This window comes from Halomonas sp. SH5A2, assembly GCF_014263395.1.
GTDB lineage: Bacteria > Pseudomonadota > Gammaproteobacteria > Pseudomonadales > Halomonadaceae > Vreelandella.
On record NZ_CP058321.1, the window covers coordinates 3,487,294 to 3,505,815 of the forward strand.

An 18,522-nucleotide genomic window follows, 5' to 3' on the forward strand; every position below is an offset into this window, starting at 1 on the left:
ATATAATGTTTTAAAGCATTACGGCCATAGTCACAATTTGCATTTAATCACTGCTTTAATAGTTTTTACCCATCACCGCCAAACTGCAGCGCGGCCAGATGACGATAGAGCCCGCTAGTGTTAATCAGCTCCGCGTGAGTGCCAGCCGCCACCAGGTGACCACCGTCGAGTACCAGCAGACGGTCAGCGGCAATCACCGTCGCCAACCGGTGGGCAATGACAATACTGGTGCGCCCAACCATCAATCGGTCCAGCGCCTGTTGCACCAGTCGCTCGCTCTCGGCATCCAACGCACTGGTCGCTTCGTCCAACAAGAGCACCGCAGGATTTTTCAGCAGCGCCCGGGCAATGGCGAGGCGCTGACGCTGGCCGCCGGAAAGCTGCACGCCCCCCGGCCCCAGCGGCGTATCAAAACCTTGAGGTAGCGCGTCGATGAAATCGAGGGCGCTGGCGTCTCGCGCGGCGGTACGCTGCCGTTCATGACTTGCCTCCGGGTCACCGTAGCACAGGTTGTCCGCCACCGAGCCGCTAAACAGCACCGGCGTTTGCGCGACCAGCCCCATGGCGCCGCGTAAGGCGCCCAGTTCCAGGGTGCGGATATCCAGCCCATCCAGCGTAATAGTTCCTTGGTTCGGGTCATAAAAGCGTAGCAGCAGCGCCAATAGCGTGCTCTTGCCTGCCCCGGAAGGCCCCACAACGGCAACCCGCTCGCCTGGCTTGATATGCAGATCAAAGCCTTCAAGCGCCGGTGATTCACGACCAGGGTAGGTAAAACTGACGTTTTTTAGCGCAATCTCGCCTCGTGACGGATTCCCCAGTGCCTGCGGCGTTGCAGGTGATTGAATGACGGGCTGAGTATCGAGCAGTTCCAGCAGCCGTTCTGCCGCCCCCGCGGCGCGCTGCACATCCCCTGCGACTTCGGCCAGCGTGGCAACGGCGCCCGCCGCCAGTACCGCGTAGAAAATAAACGCCGATAGCTCGCCCGCACTCATGGTACCCGCCAACACCGCCTGACCGCCCTGCCAGAGCATTAACCCTACCGCGGTGAATACCACCAGCATGGCGATACCCGTCAGCCAGGCGCGTTGCCGGGTGCGCTCCACGGCGCTGCCAAACGCCTGTTCAACCCTTTCTCCATAGCGTTTTTTATCTTCACCTTCGTGGGTGAACGCCTGGAGGGTCTGGATACCGCTCAGCGACTCTTCCGCATAGCGGCCAAGCTCGGCGACGCGGTCCTGACTGGTACGCGAAAGCCGCCGCACCCGACGGCCGTACCAAACAATCGGCAGTAGCGTCGCCGGGATACCCACCAGCACCACCGCTGAGAGCCAGGGCTGGGTGATCAGCATTAACACGACAGCCCCTACCAGCATCACCAGATTGCGCAGCGCCAGCGAGACCGAAGAGCCAAACAGGCTTTGCAGCACACTCGTATCGGCCGTTAGCCGCGAGGCAATCTCGCCTGCGGCACGCCCGTCGCTGGCACTCTCGAAAAAGCTCGGCTCCAGGCTGAGCAGGTGGTCAAACACACGCTGACGAAGGTCGGCCGCCAAGCGCTCGCCAATCCAGGTCACCTGGTAATAACGTAGTGCCGACGCCATCGCCAGCACCGCTACTACGGCCAGCATCAAGCCCAGCATCTGGGCCAGCGCCTGTTCATCCGCCGCCAGGAAACCCCGATCGATGACCAGGCGCAGTCCATTACCCAGCATCAGAACACTACCCGACGCCAATAATAACGCCAGGCCAGCCAACGCTAACCGAAGTCGGTAAGGACGCAGCAGGCCAAGCAAGCGCAGCAGTACACGGGGACTAGGGCGTTGGCTCATAGGTGACGTTCAACTGAGGGATCGGTTAGTGAACATAACAGGTGTCACCGTTTGCAGCCATGATGGACGTCAAAGCCAAAAAAGCCCGCGATAGCTCGCGGGCTGAGGATTGAGTGACTTAACGGCTACGTCGCTCGAGGCTATTCGACCAACGGCAACAGGGAGTTGAGGCTGTCGCGGGCGTCACCGTAGAACATGCGGCTGTTGTCCTTGAAGAACAGTGGGTTCTCGATCCCCGAGTAGCCGGTGCCCTGGCCGCGCTTGCAGATGAACACCTGCTTGGCTTCCCAGACCTTCAATACCGGCATGCCGGCAATCGGGCTGTTGGGGTCTTCCTCGGCGGCCGGGTTGACGATGTCGTTGGAGCCGATGACGATAACCACATCGGTGGATGCAAAGTCATCGTTGATTTCGTCCATTTCCAGCACGATGTCGTACGGCACCTTGGCCTCGGCCAGCAGCACGTTCATGTGCCCAGGCAGGCGCCCTGCCACGGGGTGGATCCCAAAACGCACCTCTTTGCCGGCCGCGCGCAGCTTGCGCACCAGGTCGCTCACCGCGCTTTGTGCCTGAGCCACCGCCATGCCGTAGCCCGGCACGATAATCACGCTATCGGCGTCGTTCAGCGCACTGGCCACGCCGCCCGCATCGATGGCAACCTGTTCGCCTTCAATCTCGGCGGCGGGTCCCTGGCTGCCGCCAAAGCCACCCAGAATCACGCTGATGAAGTTGCGGTTCATGGCCTTACACATGATGTACGACAGAATCGCACCCGACGACCCCACCAGCGCGCCGGTGACAATCAGCAGGTCGTTGGAGAGGGTAAAACCAACGGCCGCGGCGGCCCAGCCGGAGTAGCTGTTGAGCATCGACACCACCACCGGCATATCGGCGCCGCCGATGCCCATGATCAGGTGGTAACCGATAAAGAACGAAAGCGCAGCAAGCACGATCAGTGTCCAGAAGCCCGCTCCGTTGAGGTAGAGAATCGCCAGCAGCAGTGAGACAACGGCAGCACCGGCATTCAGTAGGTGGCCGCCGGGCAGTTGGCGCGATTTACCATCCACCTTGCCCGCCAGCTTGCCAAAGGCAATCACCGAGCCGGTAAAGGTGATCGCACCGATAAAGATGGCGAACACCACCTCGATTTGCAGGAACATCAGCTCGTCGGGCGCTTTGGTCGCCACCAGCGCCGCAAAGGCGGAAAACTCGTGCATTGCACCTTCGGCGGCCTGGGCCGCCATCACCCGGCGGCGCTCCAGATCCGCGCTCCAGGCAACAAACACCGCGGCCAAACCGACAAAACTATGCAGTGCGGCCACGAGCTGGGGCATCTCGGTCATCTCGACCTTTTTGGCCAGATACACCCCGATGGCCGCGCCGATGATCATCATCGGGATCAGCCACCAGTAGCCACCGATCCCGGGGCCAAAGGCGGTGAAGAATACCGCCACCGCCATGCCGACGATGCCATACCACACCGCTCGCTTGGCTTTTTCCTGGTTACTCAACCCGCCCAACGAGAGGATAAACAACACACTTGCCGCGATCGCCGCAGCAGATACGAATCCTTGACCTAACATATCGTTTCTCCGCTGCTTAGGATTTTTGGAACATGGCGAGCATCCGGCGTGTCACCAGGAAGCCACCCACGATATTAATGGTCGCAATCAGCACCGAGATGGCGGCCAATATGCCGACGATCACGCTACTGGTACCGATCTGCAAGATGGCACCGAGAATGATGATGCCCGAGATCGCGTTGGTCACCGCCATCAACGGCGTATGCAGCGAGTGACTGACGTTCCAGATCACCTGGAAGCCGATAAAGCAAGCCAATACAAACACAATGAAGTGCTGCATGAACGAGACGGGCGCTACCTGGCCGAGCAGCAGCATGAGGGCACCGCCTATCGCCAACAAGCTCACCTGACGCTTGGTCTGGGCCTTGAAAGCAGCATGCTCGGCGGCTTTTTTCTCCTCCGGCGTCGGCTCCTTTTCCTTCTTCTTCGGCGGCGCCGCGCCAATCGCTTTTACTTTGGGCGGCGGCGGTGGGAAGGTGATCTCGCCTTGATGCGCTACTGTGGCACCGCGGATCACGTCGTCGTCCATGTTGTGGTTGATCACACCGTCTTTCTCGGGGGTGAGATCGGTCAGCATATGACGGATATTGGTGGCGTAAAGCAGCGACGCCTGAGTGGCCATGAGCGAGGGGAAATCGGTGTAACCAATCACGACCACGCCGTTGTCACTCACCACGCGCTCATCGGGTTGGGTCAGATCACAGTTGCCGCCCTTTTCGGCCGCCAGGTCGATCACCACTGAACCGGGTTTCATCGCCGCGACCATGTCCTCAAGCCACAGCTTGGGGGCCGGCTTGCCAGGGATCAGCGCGGTGGTAATCACGATATCCACATCCGGCGCCTGCTCGCGGAAACACGCAAGCTGCTTCTCACGGAACTCGGGGCTTGACGGCGCTGCGTAGCCGCCGCTTTCGGACCCGTCCTGGCTTTCGTCGAATTCGAGGAACAGGAACTCGGCGCCCATCGATTCAATCTGTTCAGACACTTCGGGGCGCACGTCGAAGGCGCGCACCACCGCGCCCAAGCTGGTCGCCGTGCCAATCGCCGATAGTCCGGCCACGCCAGCCCCGACCACCAGCACTTTGGCGGGCGGTACCTTGCCTGCCGCGGTTACCTGCCCGGTGAAGAAACGGCCGAAGTTGTTGCCCGCCTCGATGACCGCACGGTAGCCCGCGATATTGGCCATGGACGACAGCGCATCCATCTTCTGTGCCCGGGAAATACGCGGCACCATGTCCATCGCCACCACGGTCGCGCCCTGCGCCTTGCAGGCTTCCAGCAGCGCCTCGTTTTGCGCTGGCCAGAAGAAGGTAATCAGGGTTTGGCCTTCGTGCAGCTGCTTGACTTCGGCATCGGAAGGCTCGCGGACTTTAATGACCACCTCGGCGTCTCGCCACAGCGCATCAGCGCCGTCTACGACGCTCACGCCAGCGTCGCGATACGTGGCGTCACTAAAGCCCGCCGCCTCGCCGGCGCCAGCTTCAATCAGGCACTCATGGCCCAGCTTCTGGATATGTTGGGCGCTCTCGGGGGTGAGCGCGACGCGCGCCTCCCCCCGGGCACTTTCTTTCGGTGCGCCTATCTTCACTCGACTTCTCCTTTATTGTATTCCAGCAGCGCCGCCGCTCTGACATTGGGCACTGCCTATTTTCGACCTTGGTCATAACGCCTTTTAGCAGTTTAGGATCTAACGCCAAGGCCGCCAGATACTATTCAACCTTTGATTCAACTGGGTTGTTAAACGACTACAACAGCCAGTGTGCATGACGGTCCCACTAGCGTCTAAAGCCGTTAGCAACCTCAAAAAAACCTGCTAGCGACCCGTATCAGCATAGCTTTTAGCGTACAGCCCTTTGACGTGGGAGCGTCATACTCGCTTCCATTAGCGCCACTACGCTTTTGAGGCGGCTAGCGCTTGATCAATATCCGCCAGCAGGTCGTCGATATGCTCAATACCGATCGACAGGCGCACCATATCCGGCGTGACACCCGCGGTTTTTAGCTCTTGCTCGTTCAGTTGGCGGTGCGTGGTGGACGCTGGAATGGAAGAGCAGCTCTTGGCATCGCCAATATTGACCAGACGCAAAATGAGCGCCAGCGCATCGTAGAAGCGCTCGCCGGCGGCCTGGCCACCTTCAATGCCAAAGCTAAGAATCCCCGAGGCATGACCGTTCATGTACCGCTTGGCCAGCGCGTGATCGGGGTGATTTTCCAAGCCGGCATAATGCACCCAGGTGACCAACGGGTGGTTTTCCAGGTGCTTGGCAACGGCCAAAGCATTGGCGCAGATACGTTCGATGCGCAGTGACAGCGTTTCTAGCCCCTGCAAGAGATTCCAGGCCGCTTGGGCAGATAGCGCCGCGCCCATATTGCGTAGCGGCACCACCCGGGCACGGGCAATAAAGGCTGCATCGCCCACATCACGGGTATAGCTCACGCCATGATAGGAGACATCAGGTTCCGTAAGTAGTGGAAAACGGTTGGCGTTTTCGGCCCAGGGAAAGGTCCCTGAATCCACGATCACGCCGCCCACGGTGGTGCCGTGGCCGCCGATATATTTTGTCGCTGAGTGGATGACAATATCCGCCCCGTGCTCGATCGGCCGACACAAGAACGGCGTGGCGGTGGTGTTATCGACCATCACCGGCACCCCATGACGATGGGCAGCCTCGGCGAGCTTTGTCAGATCGACCACCCCACCGGAGGGGTTACCAATACTTTCACAGAAAACCGCCTTGGTACGCTCATCAATCAGCGCTTCGATGCCGTCGATATCGTCCTTATCGGCAAAGCGCACCTGAATGCCTTGGCGTGGCAGGGTGTGGGCAAACAGGTTGTAGGTACCGCCGTACAGTTCGCTGATCGAGACGATGTTATCGCCCGCTTCGGCGATGGTCTGGATCGCATAGGTGATCGCCGCCATCCCCGACGCCACCGCAAGCCCGGCGATACCGCCTTCCAGCGCGGCTATCCGCTGCTCCAGCACGGCGCAGGTGGGGTTCATGATGCGCGAGTAGATGTTTCCTTCCACTTTAAGATCAAACAGATCCGCTGCGTGCTGCGCGTTATCGAAGGAAAACGACGTGGTTTGATGAATCGGCACCGCCACGGCGTTTTGTGAATCGGGGGAATAGCCATGGTGGAGGGCAATGGTTTCTGGCTTCATGAAGGCGGCTCGCAATTTTTTGTTGAGGTTCGTCACTGATCCTAAACAAGCACCGCGCGGAAGGCCAATAATCGTTCAACCGGAAACTGATGACCCCCAAGTTTCGTCGGCTTCTACACCGCTGCGGTGCGGGTAGCTTGATCGGCGCCGGGGTATTGATGACGGTGATGCGCCGCCCGACCGCCTGATCCAAATCCAGTCGGAGGCTTTAGCGTCCAATGGCTGGCTAAAGCACCGTCCCATTGCGGGTTGGCAGAGAAACAACGTCCTTGGCTTACCGTCAGCGCGTGCGCACTCACTTCATCTTGAATCCTTTCTCGATCAGAAATTCACGCATGTGCGGACGCAGCTTTTGGGTAAATAACGGCGTCAGGTTGTGCGACCAATCCGTGTCCTTGTTGCCGCCTTTACGGGCCTGATAGTAGCCCTGCATGGTGTGATCGAAGGCCGCTACTTGCTCAGTGTCGTCGCTATATTGATTCTCCTTGAGCACCGCCTCAACCGGTAGACGCGGCTTAACATCGGGGTCGTGAGCGGGGTAACCGATGCACATACCAAATACCGGGTAGACATGCGTCGGAAGGTCCAGCAGGTCACTGACCGCCTGAGGATTATTGCGTATCCCGCCGATATAGCAGATGCCAAGCCCTTCTGACTCCGCCGCAATGGCCACGTTTTGCGCTACCAGCGATACATCCACCGTGGCGACCAGCAACTGCTCGGTCATGCCGCTGATAACGTCTTCCCCGGTGCGCTCGGCGGCTTCAAGCGGGCGCTTCATGTCGGCACAGAAGACCAAAAACTCACTGCAACTTGCCACATAGCCCTGGCCGCCAGTTAGCTCGACCAACTGCTCACGTTTCGCCATATCGGTGACATGCATCACACTGTAGGCTTGAATATGGCTGGACGTCGCGGCGGCCTGCCCCGCGCGGATCAGCTCGGTCAATAATCCATCGGGCATCTCACGCGGCTCAAACTTGCGGATTGAACGGTGCGAGGTCAGCAGCTTGATAACGTCGTTCATCGACTTCTCCATGGCATAAAATCTGTTCATTATAAACCCTTAACGCCTATAGCACAGCGACTCCCAAACAACTTGAGCCGACCGCATCAGCAAGTTAGCATTGTTGCTCTTCCCTCATTCAAAGACAGCGATATGCGCGCAGCCTTACATCTCGAGGACTGGCAGGCGTGGAGCGCGGCTCAGTCAGGCGTTGCAATACGCAGCCAGCACGACCTCTCGTCTAACGTCAGCGCTTCCCCGCTTCCGCCGATGCTGCGTCGTCGCTTGGATGAAGTCGGGCGCGCAACGTGCGGCATTTTGAGCTTGCTGGACCCCGAGACGGCGTGCCCGCTGATCCACGCCTCCCGCCACGGAGATGCCTCGCATACGCTGCAAATGTTGGCGTCGATCACGCAGGGGGACCCGATATCGCCGACCCGCTTTTCGATGTCAGTGCATAACGCCGTGCTGGGCGTGCATTCCATCGCTCAGCGTCATCATCTACCCCTCCAGGCATTGGGGGCCTGCGGGAACGAGTTCGACGCGCTGCTATGTGAGGCGATGGGCTACCTCGTTGAAGGTTATCCGGCGGTCGTGATTGTCTTTTCTGAAGGCCCGCTTCCTGAACCTTATCAGGAACACGCAGAGGACCCCGGTTCACCCTGTGCGGTGGGTATGCGCCTATCATTGGACCGGGGCACCAAGTTGGTCTCGCAGACGCTTGCATCGCCCTCTCGCCCCACGCCGGCGGATGTCATCGCCTGGTTGAATGACGACACGCCGTTTCTCGACGGCTTGCTGCGTTGGCAACTGGAGGCCGGATGACACTTGATCAGTGGCGACGTGGTGTGGGAACGGCCCTCTCGTTTCTGGTATTTGGTATCGGCGGCCTGCTGATTGGTCTAGTGATCGCCCCCCTGATCCGGCTATGTATTCGCAACAGTGAACGCCGTCAGCGCATCGCACGCCGGTTGATCCAGCGCTGTTTTCGTTTATTCGCCGACCTGATGCAAAAACTTGGCGTACTGGATTATCGTTTTGAACATGTCGAGCGTTTGCAGCGCCCTGGATTGCTGGTGCTGGCCAACCACCCCTCGCTGATCGACGTGGTATTCCTGTTGGCGCATGTCCCCAATGCTGACTGCATCGTCAAGGGAAAGCTGGCCAGCAACCCATTCACCCGCGGCCCCATCCTGGCGGCGGGCTATATTACCAATGCCGACCCTGAAGCGGTGCTTGACGCGGCCAAGGCGAGCCTTGCGAAAGGCAATTCCTTGATCCTGTTTCCCGAAGGCACGCGCACCGCTCCCCAGCGGCCGATCAAGTTTCGTCGCGGGGGCGCCAATATTGCCCTTCGTTCAGGCACTGATATCACCCCGGTACTGATACAATGCACACCTACCACGCTGACCAAGGGGGAGCCTTGGTACCGGATTCCTATCCGCAAGGTACAGTTGGATCTGCGTGTACTCAACGATCTGCCCGTCAATACAGATAACCAGCAGCCGACCGGGCAGCTCGCCAGACAACTGACACGTCGGCTGAGCGATCACTTCAATAGGGAATTGGAACACTTACATTATGAACGAAACCTCCGACCTGACGCTTGAGCTCAAGCAGATGATCATCGACACGCTGGAGCTTGAAGATATTGCGCCGGGCGATATCGACCCTGAAGCCCCCTTGTTTGGCGATGGACTGGGACTCGACTCCATTGATGCCCTGGAACTTGGTCTGGCACTGCAGAAGCGCTACGGTATCAAGCTGGATGCCGAAGCCGAAGAAACACGCCAACACTTCGCCAACCTGAATGCCCTGCAGGCACTCGTGGAGGCCCGCCGTGTCGACTGATGTTGCTGCCACTGAGCGTACCGAAATATTTACTCACGTGAGCAAGACGCTGATCGAGTTATTCGAGCTCGATTCCCACGATATCAAGCCCCAGGCACGCCTCTACGAAGACCTGGATATCGACAGCATCGATGCTGTGGACCTGGTCGTCGAGCTCAAGCAGTTCACCGGTCGGCGCATCAACCCCGACGACTTCAAGTCGGTGCGCACCATCGACGACGTGGTCAATGCCGTCGAACGCCTGATGCAACGCTGAGACATGCAAGGCAAAGCCATCAAGTCGCTCGGCGTGGTTCTGGCAGTGGCCTGGCCAGTGCTGGTCTTTGTGCTGCATGACCAGGTAGGCAGTTGGCCACTGCTGGTGGCCGGGGCCGCGCTACTCGCCTGGCGGATGTCGCAGGCTCGCTACCTGGCCATGGTGGTAGCGCTGCTGATGCTTGTGCTCGGCGGCTTAGGCCACGCCGATATCGGGATGCGTGCCTACCCGGTTGCCATCAACGCCCTGATGCTGGCGGTTTTTCTCACCAGCCTGTGGCGGGGCATGCCGATTGTCGAACGCATTGCGCGGCTTAAAGAGCCTGATCTGCCACCGGCCGGGGTTGCCTATACACGTCGAGTCACCTGGGCATGGTGCGGCTTCTTTGTTATCAACGGCAGCATCGCCACCTGGACGGCTGTATATGCCGACCTGGCCACCTGGACACTTTATAACGGCGTAATCAGCTATGGGCTGATCGCGCTGATGTTCGCCGGGGAATGGCTATTGCGCCACCGTTTGCGGAGGAGCCTGTCGTGACCTTCGTACCGCTGACCCAACTCCCCTGGCGGCGGAAAACCGCACGCCACCATCGCACTCTCCCTCAACACTGGGTCGAGCCGCTTTCACTTGCGCCGCGAATCGACGCCTGGCGCCACTGGCTAGCCGACCAAACCGGCGGTGAATGGTTACTCTATCAACCTCACCCGGGGGAATTTTGCGCGGCCTTGATTGCGCTATGGGAGAGTGGTCGAGTGGCGGTTCTACCCGCCGACGATCGCCCTGCGACGCTTGCACGCATTGCACAGGAAGTCGACGGCACGCTGCCCGACACCCCTGGTGACCAGGCCGAGCCTGCTACGCGGGAGCCGCTTTCTCATCCCGCATCGCTTTGTTCAACGGCAACGGCGATTGTGCTGCATACCTCCGGCTCGACTGGCGCGCCTGCACGCATCTCCAAACGGTTTGATCAGCTTGATGCGGAAGTCGCGGCCCATGCGGACCTGTGGCCGCTGGCTGACGGCTGCGTTATTTCCCAGGTCAGTCATCAGCATATTTATGGGCTGATGACCGGCGTGCTGCACCCGTTATGCGCCGGCGTCCCTTTTTGTGGCGACGCGTGCTGCTACCCTGAGACGCTGGCCGCACGGCTCCAGGAAGCTGGCGACGCCCATCTCACTCCCGTGGTCGTGAGCTCTCCGGCTCAATTGACGCGCCTGCCGGAGCACCTGCCATGGCGCGACCTACCGCGCCCTCTGCGGGTATTTTCCTCCGGCGCTCCCCTCAGTTCAGAGCACGCCCAGCGCACCGAGTCGCTACTCGATGCACCAGTGATCGAGATCTATGGCAGCACGGAAACAGGCGGCATTGCCCATCGCCGCCAGTCCCAGCGTGCTATCTGGCAGCCCCTGCCTGGCGTGCAGATCTCTTGCGAGGAGGCACACCTGGCATTGCGCTCGCCCTTTCTTCAGGACCCTCAACGCTGGTGGCAACAGCCAGACAGAGTGGCACCGGTGCACAACGGCTTCGAGCTGCTGGGCCGGGCGGATCGCGTGGTCAAGATCGCGGGCAAGCGTGTGTCCCTGTCGCATATCGAGCGCACCCTCGCCACCGCGGAGGAGATCAGCGACGCACGCTGTATTGACCTTGGCCGGAGTGACGGGCGCCTGGGCGCCGTGGCGGTATTGCCCAGCGCGTTGATTCCCCACGAACACACGACCCGCCATGCGCTGATTCAGCGGCTGCGAGCGCATTTGTCACACCACCTGGAACGCGTCACTATCCCTCGCTACTGGCGTTTCGTCGATGCCCTGCCGTGTAATGCCCAGAGCAAGCTCGACCGATCGCTAATCAACCAGCTGTTCGCCGACCTGGATGACACCAAATCGCCACGCTGGCTAGGTGATGATCGGCCGGATCCCGACACCTGCCGCGTAACGCTGGAAGTACCGGAGCGCCTGATCTTTCTCAAGGGCCACTTCGATGAGTACCCGCTGGTGCCAGGCGTGGTCATGGTACAGTGGGCGATTGATTTAGCCGCTGAACGCTTCGGGCAGCGCGGCGAATTTCAAGGTATCGAGCGACTCAAGTTCCAACGCGCCTTGCGCCCCGGAACCCGTTTCACGCTGCAAATGACGCGCCGGGACGACGGCCTTGCCTTCTGCATTGATTCCCACGAAGGGCGGCATTGCAGCGGGCAGGTTCGCATGCACATCCAGGAAGGAAGGCAACATGGCTGAATGCTCTCCCAAGTACTCTCCCAAGTACTCTCCCAAATACGCCCCCTGTGTGCTGATTCCGGTCTACAACCACCCCGCCACGATCAGCTCGGTGTGCGATGAGCTCGCCGCGCTGGGAATACCGCTGCTGCTTGTCGATGATGGCAGCGATGCCGAGTGTGCCGACGAACTCGACCGCCTTGCTGAACATGGCCACCACCTGCTGCGACTTGCCTATAATCAGGGCAAGGGCGCGGCGGTACGTGCCGGTTTGGCCCACGCCCAGCAACTGGGGTTCACCCATGCCCTGCAGGTGGATGCCGACGGCCAACATGCCAGCGACGACTTGCCTGCTTTTCTCGCCGAACTGGACACGTCGCCCGAGGCGCTTGTGATCGGCTACCCTCGCTACGACGCCAGCGTGCCCAAGATTCGCTTCTACGGTCGCTACGCAACGCACGTATGGGTGTGGATCAACACCTTGTCGCTGGATATCCACGATTCCATGTGCGGCGTCAGGCTTTATCCGGTCGCGCCGCTCAACCGCCTGCTGGCACGCCACTCTTGTGGCGACCGCATGACCTTTGACACCGAAGTGCTAGTGCGCTGGCACTGGATGGGCGGCGCGGTGTCTAACAGACCTGTGCGGGTGCAATACCCCCAAGATGGCGTGAGCCATTTCGCGCTGTGGCGCGACAACCGCCAGATCGCCGGCATGCATACCCGCTTGTTCTTCGGCATGCTATGGCGCCTTCCCCGCTTGATCGCCCGGCGCTTTCGACAACCGTCGAGCAAGGGGAGTCCATGAGCCAGCACTGGGCAAGCATCGGCGAGCGTGGCAGTGTCATCGGCATGACCCTGATGGTAGCGATACAGCGTTACCTGGGGCGCTGGCCGTTCCGGATTGTTCTCTGGCCGGTCATCCTCTGGTATTTCGTGATGCACGGTACGGCAAGGCGCGCTTCCCAGGCTTACCTGCAGCGCCTGGACCCAAGCCTCAGGCAACGGCCGCTCGCCCGTCGGTGGCAAAGCTATCGGCATTTCCTGACCTTCGGCGATACCTTGATGGACAAGGTCGCCGCGTGGAGTGGGGATATCCCCGATGAAAAGCTTGCGGGCAAGGGGATCGAGCATTTTGTGACGGCTATCAATGGCGGGCGAGGTGGCCTGATTCTCGTCGCTCATCACGGCAATCTCGACGTGGTCAATGCGCTGACGGAGCGACACCCGACACTCAAGCTGACGGTGATGATGCATACTCGCAACGCCCGTAAATTCAATGCGCTACTCGAGCGCGTCACGGGTCGGCCACGCCCGCCTATCATGGAAGTCAGCGAGATCACCCCGGCGACCGCTCAAACACTCGCCGAACACGTCCAGGCCGGCGGCTTTGTGGTAATTGCCGCCGACCGGATGCCACTGTCAGGGCAGCGCACCCAGCGCCTCGACTTTCTGGGGGATACAGCCCTGTTTCCCGAAGGGCCCTTCTGGCTGGCAGCTCTGCTGCGCTGCCCCCTGTATGCGCTGGCCTGTGTGCGTGAGGATGGCCACTTCAGGATCGACTTCGATACCATCGGCGACACCCAGCACTTGCCACGCCGAAAGCGTGACGCCTGGATTGCCGAGGCGATGCAGCGCCATGCCGACCATCTGGCTGAGCGCGTGCGGCGTCATCCGCTGCAATGGTTCAATTTCTACCCTTTCTGGATCAACGACATGGACGACGCACATGACGATTCATGACCCGGCCGCTGAGGCCAGAGACAGCGCTCCCCTTACCCTGGATGGTTCGACCGTCACCCTCGAAGAGGTGCTGGCGGTCGCCGAGGGCCGTCGTCGGGTCGTGCTGTCGACGGCAGCCGACTTCCGTGAACGCATCGCCCGAGGCAATGCGTTTCTCGAGCGCCTGCTCGAGGAAGAGGGCACGGTATACGGTGTCACCACCGGCTATGGCGACTCCTGCACCCGCGACGTCTCAGCCGCCGACCTGGAACAACTGCCCCGCCAGCTATACACCTTCCATGGCTGCGGCCTGGGTGATGTACTGTCGGTGGAGGCCTCCCGGGCCGTGGTCATGGTGCGTCTAGTGTCGCTGTGCCGCGGCGTATCCGGGGTTAGCGTCGAGCTACTCGAACGCTTGGTCTGGTTGCTTGACCACGATGTCGTGCCCGTTATTCCCGAAGAGGGGTCAGTGGGCGCCAGCGGCGACCTGACGCCCTTGTCGTACCTGGCCGCCGTGCTATGCGGCGAACGCGAGGTCTTTGAGCGTGGGCAACGCCGGGCCACGGCGGAGGTATTCTCCGCCCATGGCCTCACCCCTTATCGTCTCAAGCCCAAGGAAGGCCTGGCCCTTATGAACGGCACGGCGGTGATGACAGCACTCGGCGTGTTCGCCTTTGCACGGGCGCGCTACCTGACCCAACTGGCCACGCGCATCACCGGCTTAGCGGTCTACGCACTGGACGGTAACCCCTACCATTTCGACGCCGATCTGTTCGCCGCCAAGCCCCACCCCGGCCAGAACCAGGTCGCCGAGCGTCTGCGTAACGACCTGCACGCGCCCGACACGCCGCGCAATTCTCCCCGCCTGCAGGACCGCTACTCGACGCGCTGCGCCCCGCACGTTATCGGCGTCGTGGAAGACTCGCTGCCCTGGTGGCGACAGTTCCTCGAAACCGAGCTCAACAGCGCCAATGACAACCCGCTGATCGACGCCGAGCACGGTAAGGTGATGCACGGCGGCCACTTCTATGGCGGCCACGTGGCCTTTGTGATGGATAGCCTCAAGCAGGCCTGCGCCAACCTCGCGGACCTGCTCGACCGCCAATTGGCGCAGCTGGTCGATAGCCGTTTCAACCACGGCCTGCCCAGCAACCTGAGTGGCGCGAAGCCGGACCGGGCAAGTCTTAACCACGGCTACAAGGCGGTGCAAATCGGTGCGTCGGCATGGACAGCCGAGGCGCTCAAGCTGACCATGCCGGCCAGCGTGTTTTCACGCTCCACCGAATGCCACAACCAGGACAAGGTCAGCATGGGCACCATTGCCGCCCGCGACGCCCTGCGTATCCTGACCCTCGTCGAGCAGGTTGCCGCCGCCACCCTGCACGCCGCCTGCCAGGCCGTGGAACTCCGCAGTCACCTTGATGACGCCGCGACTCCACCTGTACGCCTGGCCGACTTTGTTGATGAGTGCCGGACCCTATTCCCTGCTTTAGGCGAGGACCGTGCCCTGGAAGCCGAACTGCGCAGCCTGTGTGGCCTGATTCGCCAACGCCGCTGGAGCCTGTATGACGCCTGATGACCGCCCGCTGCCTCGCAGCGAGACCGAGCTGGTGATTCCCTTCCACGATGTCGACATGATGCAGGTGGCCTGGCACGGCCACTATGTGCGGTATCTGGAAATCGCTCGCTGTGAACTGCTGGATGCCATCGATTACAACTACCCGCAAATGCAGGCCTCAGGGTTTGCCTGGCCGGTGATTGATCTTCGCCTACGCTATGCGGGCCCGGCGCTCTTTGCCCAGCGTATCGCCATCGAGGCCCGCCTGAGTGAATGGGAGCACCGGCTCAAGATTGATTACACCATCCGTGATGCCGAGACGCGCAAACGCCTGACCCGAGCCTGGAGCGTGCAGGTAGCGGTAGGGCTTGACGACCATGAAATGCGTCTGGCGTCACCGCCCGCGTTAGTTGAACGGCTACTCGCCTGGCAGGAGGCCAACACATGAAACAACGAATTTTCCGCTACCCCGCTATCACGGTAATAGCGACCGTTCTGAGCCTGATACTCAGCCCAACCGCCTGGGCGGCACCCGATGGTGACGCCCTTGCCGACCGCCTGGCCGAGCACGCGCCCCAATGCGGACGCTTCGAGCAAAGCCGTCATCTGGCCGATCTTGATACACAGCTGGACAGCCGGGGCCATTTCCAGCAACGCGAAGAGGGGCTTGTCTGGCAGACGACCGCGCCGGTGCAGGAGCGGGTCGTGATGAGTGAAGACAACGCCGACTTGCCCGCAGGTTTCCAGGTCATCGCCCCGGTATTTAGCGGCCTCCTCGGGGGGCATTGGCAGGCCTTGGAAGAGCACTTCACCATCGAGCTCAGCGGCGAGCTGGAAAACTGGCAGGCCACGCTGACACCCAATGAAACAAGCGTCAGCGAACGGATTTCTCAACTGGTGGTGAGCGGCAATCAGCAAGTGGAGCAGGTCGCGCTTGCGTTCACCAACGATGACCGGCTCGACCTGACCCTGACAGCAGTCCCTTGCGACGACCTCGACGACGGTGACTCATCGCCGTGAAGCCTGCTCAACCACCAGGCCCGACCCAGCGCGAGCGCCTCGCGGCCTGGGGCTGGGCCGGATTACTGCTGGGATGCGCCCTGCTACTGGCCAGTTTACTGACCAGGGGCGCACCGCTTGATACGCGGATTACCGCGCTATTGCCCGAGACCCAGCAGACAGCCTTGATCGAGCAAGCCGAAAACAGCCTGGCCCAGGTCGTCGAAAACCGCTTCGTCCTGCTGGTGCGCGGCGATTCGCCCGAACGCCTTGTGGCCGACCTCAAAGACCGCCTGCAGGCATCCGGTAGCGTCAGCAACTTCGACGTTGATAGCTTCGAGAACCCCAAAAGTGATTTGTCGCCTTATCGTTATCGCCTGCTGGCCGACTCACTGGCTGATGCCTACAAAGACGCCTGGGTGGAACGCGGCCTTAATCGGTTGTATTCGCTGGGTAGCGAGGTCGAACCCAGGCGCGACCCTTTCGGCCTGCTCGATGCCTGGCTTGAACAGCACCTCGATAGCCCCATCCGCCTGAGCGGTGGTCTACCCAGCGTGAGCGAGCAAGACACGCGCTGGTTTATCGTCAGCGGCCAGCTATCTGCAAGCCCTTACGCCATGGATCTGCAGCAACGCTTTTCCACGGCGCTGTCGGACTTCCAGACGGCGCACGCCGAGGCTGAAATGCTGCGCAGCGGCCTGGTATTCCATGCAGCAGCAGGGGCCGCGCAAGCCAAACGCGAAATCTCGACCATTGGGCTTGGCTCGCTGCTGGGTATCGGCTTGCTGCTATGGGCGACGTTCCGGCGTGGTTCGATACTGATCAGCCTGTTATTACCGATCACCTGCGGGGTACTCTTCGCACTGCCTCTCACCTGGTGGCTGTTCGGCACCCTTCACCTGCTGACGCTAGCATTTGGCGCCAGCTTGATAGGGGTTGCGGTCGACTATGCGCTGCACCTGCAATGCGCTCGGCAACTGGCACCCGAGCGTGGACTGGCGTACCTCTGGCCAGGCTTATTGTTGGGCTTGCTGTCCAGTTTGGCGGCCTATCTCATCCAGCTTTTCACGCCTCTGCCCGGCTTACACCAGATGGCCACGTTCGCGGCGCTGGGGTTGATCGGGGCCTGGTTGACGGTGCGCTTATGGTTGCCGTGGCTGTCACCTCGTCCACATATCGCGACAAAGCGCATCGCCACCTGGCTGAACCGCTTACGCCTGCCGCCTCACGCCCCCTTCCGCTGGGGCCTTTTGGGGATGCTCGGCCTGTGTGCGGTGGTCTTGATCGTCACGCGACTGACCGCCAACGACGACCTGCGCCAGCTAAACCCCTCGCCCGATACCCTCATTGCCGAGCAGCAACGCGTCCAGACGCTGCTGGAACGCGCTGCCGACAGCCGCTATCTGGTGGTCACCGCAGACCATGAAGCCATGCTACTGGAACGGTTGGAAAGCCTGGACGCGTCGTTGGCCGATCTCCAGGCGCAAGGCCACCTGGCGCACTACCGCCATCTCGCCCAGGCGGTGCCGTCCCCGACCACACAGCAGGCCAACCTGGAGCAAACACGCCAAGCGTATCGCACCGCCCTGCCTAAATGGATCGCTGAGGCTGGGCTTCCCGACTCGCTCCTCGAAGAGGCTCGACAACCGCTACGCGACGTGCCGTTACTGTCGATCGAGGCATGGCTCAAGATGTCGGCAGGCCGTGCCGATAGCAGCCTGTGGGTGGGTGAGGTCGCCACGACAGAGAAGTCGCCTTCTCAACTGGCCGCTCTGGTGACCCTGGGCGGCGCCGATGAAACCGCCCAGCAAGCGCTTGAAGTGCTCGCCGCACCGGACTATGTCCACTATCAGGATCGCGTCGCTACGCTCACCGACACCCTATCGCGACTGCGTCAACAAATTGCGCTGTGTCTGGCCCTTGCTGTGCTGGGGCTGGCGCTGGTGTTCGGCTGGCGCTATCGAAGGCGTGCCTGGCGGGTGTTGCTGCCCCCGCTGGGGGCCGTACTGGCGACCCTGGCGCTGTTCAGCGCGCTCAACATCGGGCTGACGCTGTTTCATCTACTGGGTTTACTGCTGGTACTGGGTATTGGCCTCGACGCGGGCATCTTCAGCACCGAGCACCCTGATAGCCCGGCCGTCTGGCTGGCGATCAGTCTGTCCTGCGCCTCGAGTCTGCTGGCCTTCGGCTTGCTGTCGTTCAGCGCCACACCGGCTCTGCATTACCTGGGGCTGACCTGCCTTGTGGGGCTTACCGCAACGTGGGCGCTGGTGCCGTTCGCCAGGGCCGAGACACGGCACGCTATTACTTAATACCATCACCAAATACGACCA

Annotated in this window: 17 protein-coding genes; 12 read left to right on the plus strand and 5 right to left on the minus strand. The window is 61.0% G+C overall.

Annotation, left to right across the window (positions count from 1 at the left end; all coding sequences use genetic code 11):
* Positions 1-65: 65 nt before the first annotated feature.
* From HXW73_RS16085 to nfsA, 5 genes are all read right to left on the minus strand, one after another.
* Entirely contained in the window at positions 66-1,829 is a 1,764-nt protein-coding gene (locus HXW73_RS16085; RefSeq protein ID WP_186254043.1) for an ABC transporter transmembrane domain-containing protein, read from the minus strand.
* A gap of 140 nt (positions 1,830-1,969) precedes the next feature.
* Entirely contained in the window at positions 1,970-3,412 is a 1,443-nt protein-coding gene (locus HXW73_RS16090; protein WP_186254044.1) for an NAD(P)(+) transhydrogenase (Re/Si-specific) subunit beta, read from the minus strand.
* A 16-nt stretch (positions 3,413-3,428) separates the two neighbouring features.
* Positions 3,429-5,000: a Re/Si-specific NAD(P)(+) transhydrogenase subunit alpha gene (locus tag HXW73_RS16095; protein WP_186254045.1), complete on the minus strand. Its 1,572-nt coding sequence runs from the start codon at positions 4,998-5,000 to the stop codon at positions 3,429-3,431.
* A gap of 303 nt (positions 5,001-5,303) precedes the next feature.
* Complete coding sequence (locus HXW73_RS16100; protein ID WP_186254046.1) at positions 5,304-6,578, minus strand: O-acetylhomoserine aminocarboxypropyltransferase/cysteine synthase family protein; 1,275 nt, start codon at positions 6,576-6,578, stop codon at positions 5,304-5,306.
* A gap of 295 nt (positions 6,579-6,873) precedes the next feature.
* Positions 6,874-7,605: an oxygen-insensitive NADPH nitroreductase gene (nfsA, locus tag HXW73_RS16110; RefSeq protein ID WP_186256057.1), complete on the minus strand. Its 732-nt coding sequence runs from the start codon at positions 7,603-7,605 to the stop codon at positions 6,874-6,876.
* Between the two features lie 132 nt (positions 7,606-7,737).
* On the opposite strand from nfsA, the gene HXW73_RS16115 reads away from it, so the two are divergent.
* Genes HXW73_RS16115 through HXW73_RS16170 form a run of 12 tightly spaced genes read left to right on the plus strand, consistent with a single transcriptional unit; the run spans position 7,738 to position 18,501 of the window.
* Positions 7,738-8,409 carry a beta-ketoacyl synthase chain length factor gene (locus HXW73_RS16115; protein WP_186254047.1) on the plus strand — a complete coding sequence of 224 codons (672 nt, stop codon included), beginning with the start codon at positions 7,738-7,740 and terminating at the stop codon, positions 8,407-8,409.
* On the plus strand, positions 8,406-9,194 hold the full coding sequence (locus HXW73_RS16120) for a lysophospholipid acyltransferase family protein (RefSeq protein WP_186254048.1): 789 nt from the start codon (positions 8,406-8,408) through the stop codon (positions 9,192-9,194). The genes HXW73_RS16115 and HXW73_RS16120 overlap by 4 nt, the downstream gene beginning before the upstream one ends.
* Positions 9,166-9,435 carry a phosphopantetheine-binding protein gene (locus HXW73_RS16125; protein WP_186254049.1) on the plus strand — a complete coding sequence of 90 codons (270 nt, stop codon included), beginning with the start codon at positions 9,166-9,168 and terminating at the stop codon, positions 9,433-9,435. The genes HXW73_RS16120 and HXW73_RS16125 overlap by 29 nt, the downstream gene beginning before the upstream one ends.
* A complete protein-coding gene (locus HXW73_RS16130; protein ID WP_342211940.1) occupies positions 9,425-9,691 on the plus strand; it encodes an acyl carrier protein in 267 nt (88 codons plus the stop codon). Before HXW73_RS16125 ends, HXW73_RS16130 begins: the two co-directional genes overlap by 11 nt.
* 3 nt (positions 9,692-9,694) lie before the next feature.
* Positions 9,695-10,231 carry a COG4648 family protein gene (locus tag HXW73_RS16135; protein ID WP_240538659.1) on the plus strand — a complete coding sequence of 179 codons (537 nt, stop codon included), beginning with the start codon at positions 9,695-9,697 and terminating at the stop codon, positions 10,229-10,231.
* The gene (locus HXW73_RS16140; protein ID WP_186254051.1) at positions 10,228-11,931 is read left to right on the plus strand and encodes an AMP-binding protein; all 1,704 of its coding nucleotides are present in this window, start codon (positions 10,228-10,230) and stop codon (positions 11,929-11,931) included. The genes HXW73_RS16135 and HXW73_RS16140 overlap by 4 nt, the downstream gene beginning before the upstream one ends.
* Entirely contained in the window at positions 11,924-12,718 is a 795-nt protein-coding gene (locus HXW73_RS16145; RefSeq protein ID WP_186254052.1) for a glycosyltransferase family 2 protein, read from the plus strand. Before HXW73_RS16140 ends, HXW73_RS16145 begins: the two co-directional genes overlap by 8 nt.
* Complete coding sequence (locus HXW73_RS16150; RefSeq protein ID WP_186254053.1) at positions 12,715-13,653, plus strand: LpxL/LpxP family acyltransferase; 939 nt, start codon at positions 12,715-12,717, stop codon at positions 13,651-13,653. The genes HXW73_RS16145 and HXW73_RS16150 overlap by 4 nt, the downstream gene beginning before the upstream one ends.
* Positions 13,640-15,208 carry an HAL/PAL/TAL family ammonia-lyase gene (locus HXW73_RS16155; RefSeq protein WP_186254054.1) on the plus strand — a complete coding sequence of 523 codons (1,569 nt, stop codon included), beginning with the start codon at positions 13,640-13,642 and terminating at the stop codon, positions 15,206-15,208. Before HXW73_RS16150 ends, HXW73_RS16155 begins: the two co-directional genes overlap by 14 nt.
* Entirely contained in the window at positions 15,198-15,638 is a 441-nt protein-coding gene (locus HXW73_RS16160) for an acyl-CoA thioesterase (RefSeq protein WP_186254055.1), read from the plus strand. Before HXW73_RS16155 ends, HXW73_RS16160 begins: the two co-directional genes overlap by 11 nt.
* Complete coding sequence (locus tag HXW73_RS16165; protein ID WP_186254056.1) at positions 15,635-16,210, plus strand: LolA family protein; 576 nt, start codon at positions 15,635-15,637, stop codon at positions 16,208-16,210. The genes HXW73_RS16160 and HXW73_RS16165 overlap by 4 nt, the downstream gene beginning before the upstream one ends.
* Positions 16,207-18,501 (plus strand): MMPL family transporter, encoded by a 2,295-nt coding sequence (locus HXW73_RS16170; RefSeq protein ID WP_186254057.1) that lies wholly within the window; start codon positions 16,207-16,209, stop codon positions 18,499-18,501. The genes HXW73_RS16165 and HXW73_RS16170 overlap by 4 nt, the downstream gene beginning before the upstream one ends.
* The last annotated feature ends 21 nt before the right edge of the window (positions 18,502-18,522 follow it).

What these genes read in the sequence shown, in the direction of transcription:
- HXW73_RS16085 (WP_186254043.1), bottom strand. Translation starts at nt 1,829, where the DNA reads ATGAGCCAACGCCCTAGTCCCCGTGTACTGCTGCGCTTGCTTGGCCTG.
- HXW73_RS16090 (WP_186254044.1), bottom strand. Translation starts at nt 3,412, where the DNA reads ATGTTAGGTCAAGGATTCGTATCTGCTGCGGCGATCGCGGCAAGTGTG.
- HXW73_RS16100 (WP_186254046.1), bottom strand. Translation starts at nt 6,578, where the DNA reads ATGAAGCCAGAAACCATTGCCCTCCACCATGGCTATTCCCCCGATTCA.
- nfsA (WP_186256057.1), bottom strand. Translation starts at nt 7,605, where the DNA reads ATGAACGACGTTATCAAGCTGCTGACCTCGCACCGTTCAATCCGCAAG.
- HXW73_RS16115 (WP_186254047.1), top strand. Translation starts at nt 7,738, where the DNA reads ATGCGCGCAGCCTTACATCTCGAGGACTGGCAGGCGTGGAGCGCGGCT.
- HXW73_RS16120 (WP_186254048.1), top strand. Translation starts at nt 8,406, where the DNA reads ATGACACTTGATCAGTGGCGACGTGGTGTGGGAACGGCCCTCTCGTTT.
- HXW73_RS16125 (WP_186254049.1), top strand. Translation starts at nt 9,166, where the DNA reads ATGAACGAAACCTCCGACCTGACGCTTGAGCTCAAGCAGATGATCATC.
- HXW73_RS16135 (WP_240538659.1), top strand. Translation starts at nt 9,695, where the DNA reads ATGCAAGGCAAAGCCATCAAGTCGCTCGGCGTGGTTCTGGCAGTGGCC.
- HXW73_RS16145 (WP_186254052.1), top strand. Translation starts at nt 11,924, where the DNA reads ATGGCTGAATGCTCTCCCAAGTACTCTCCCAAGTACTCTCCCAAATAC.
- HXW73_RS16150 (WP_186254053.1), top strand. Translation starts at nt 12,715, where the DNA reads ATGAGCCAGCACTGGGCAAGCATCGGCGAGCGTGGCAGTGTCATCGGC.
- HXW73_RS16155 (WP_186254054.1), top strand. Translation starts at nt 13,640, where the DNA reads ATGACGATTCATGACCCGGCCGCTGAGGCCAGAGACAGCGCTCCCCTT.
- HXW73_RS16160 (WP_186254055.1), top strand. Translation starts at nt 15,198, where the DNA reads ATGACGCCTGATGACCGCCCGCTGCCTCGCAGCGAGACCGAGCTGGTG.
- HXW73_RS16165 (WP_186254056.1), top strand. Translation starts at nt 15,635, where the DNA reads ATGAAACAACGAATTTTCCGCTACCCCGCTATCACGGTAATAGCGACC.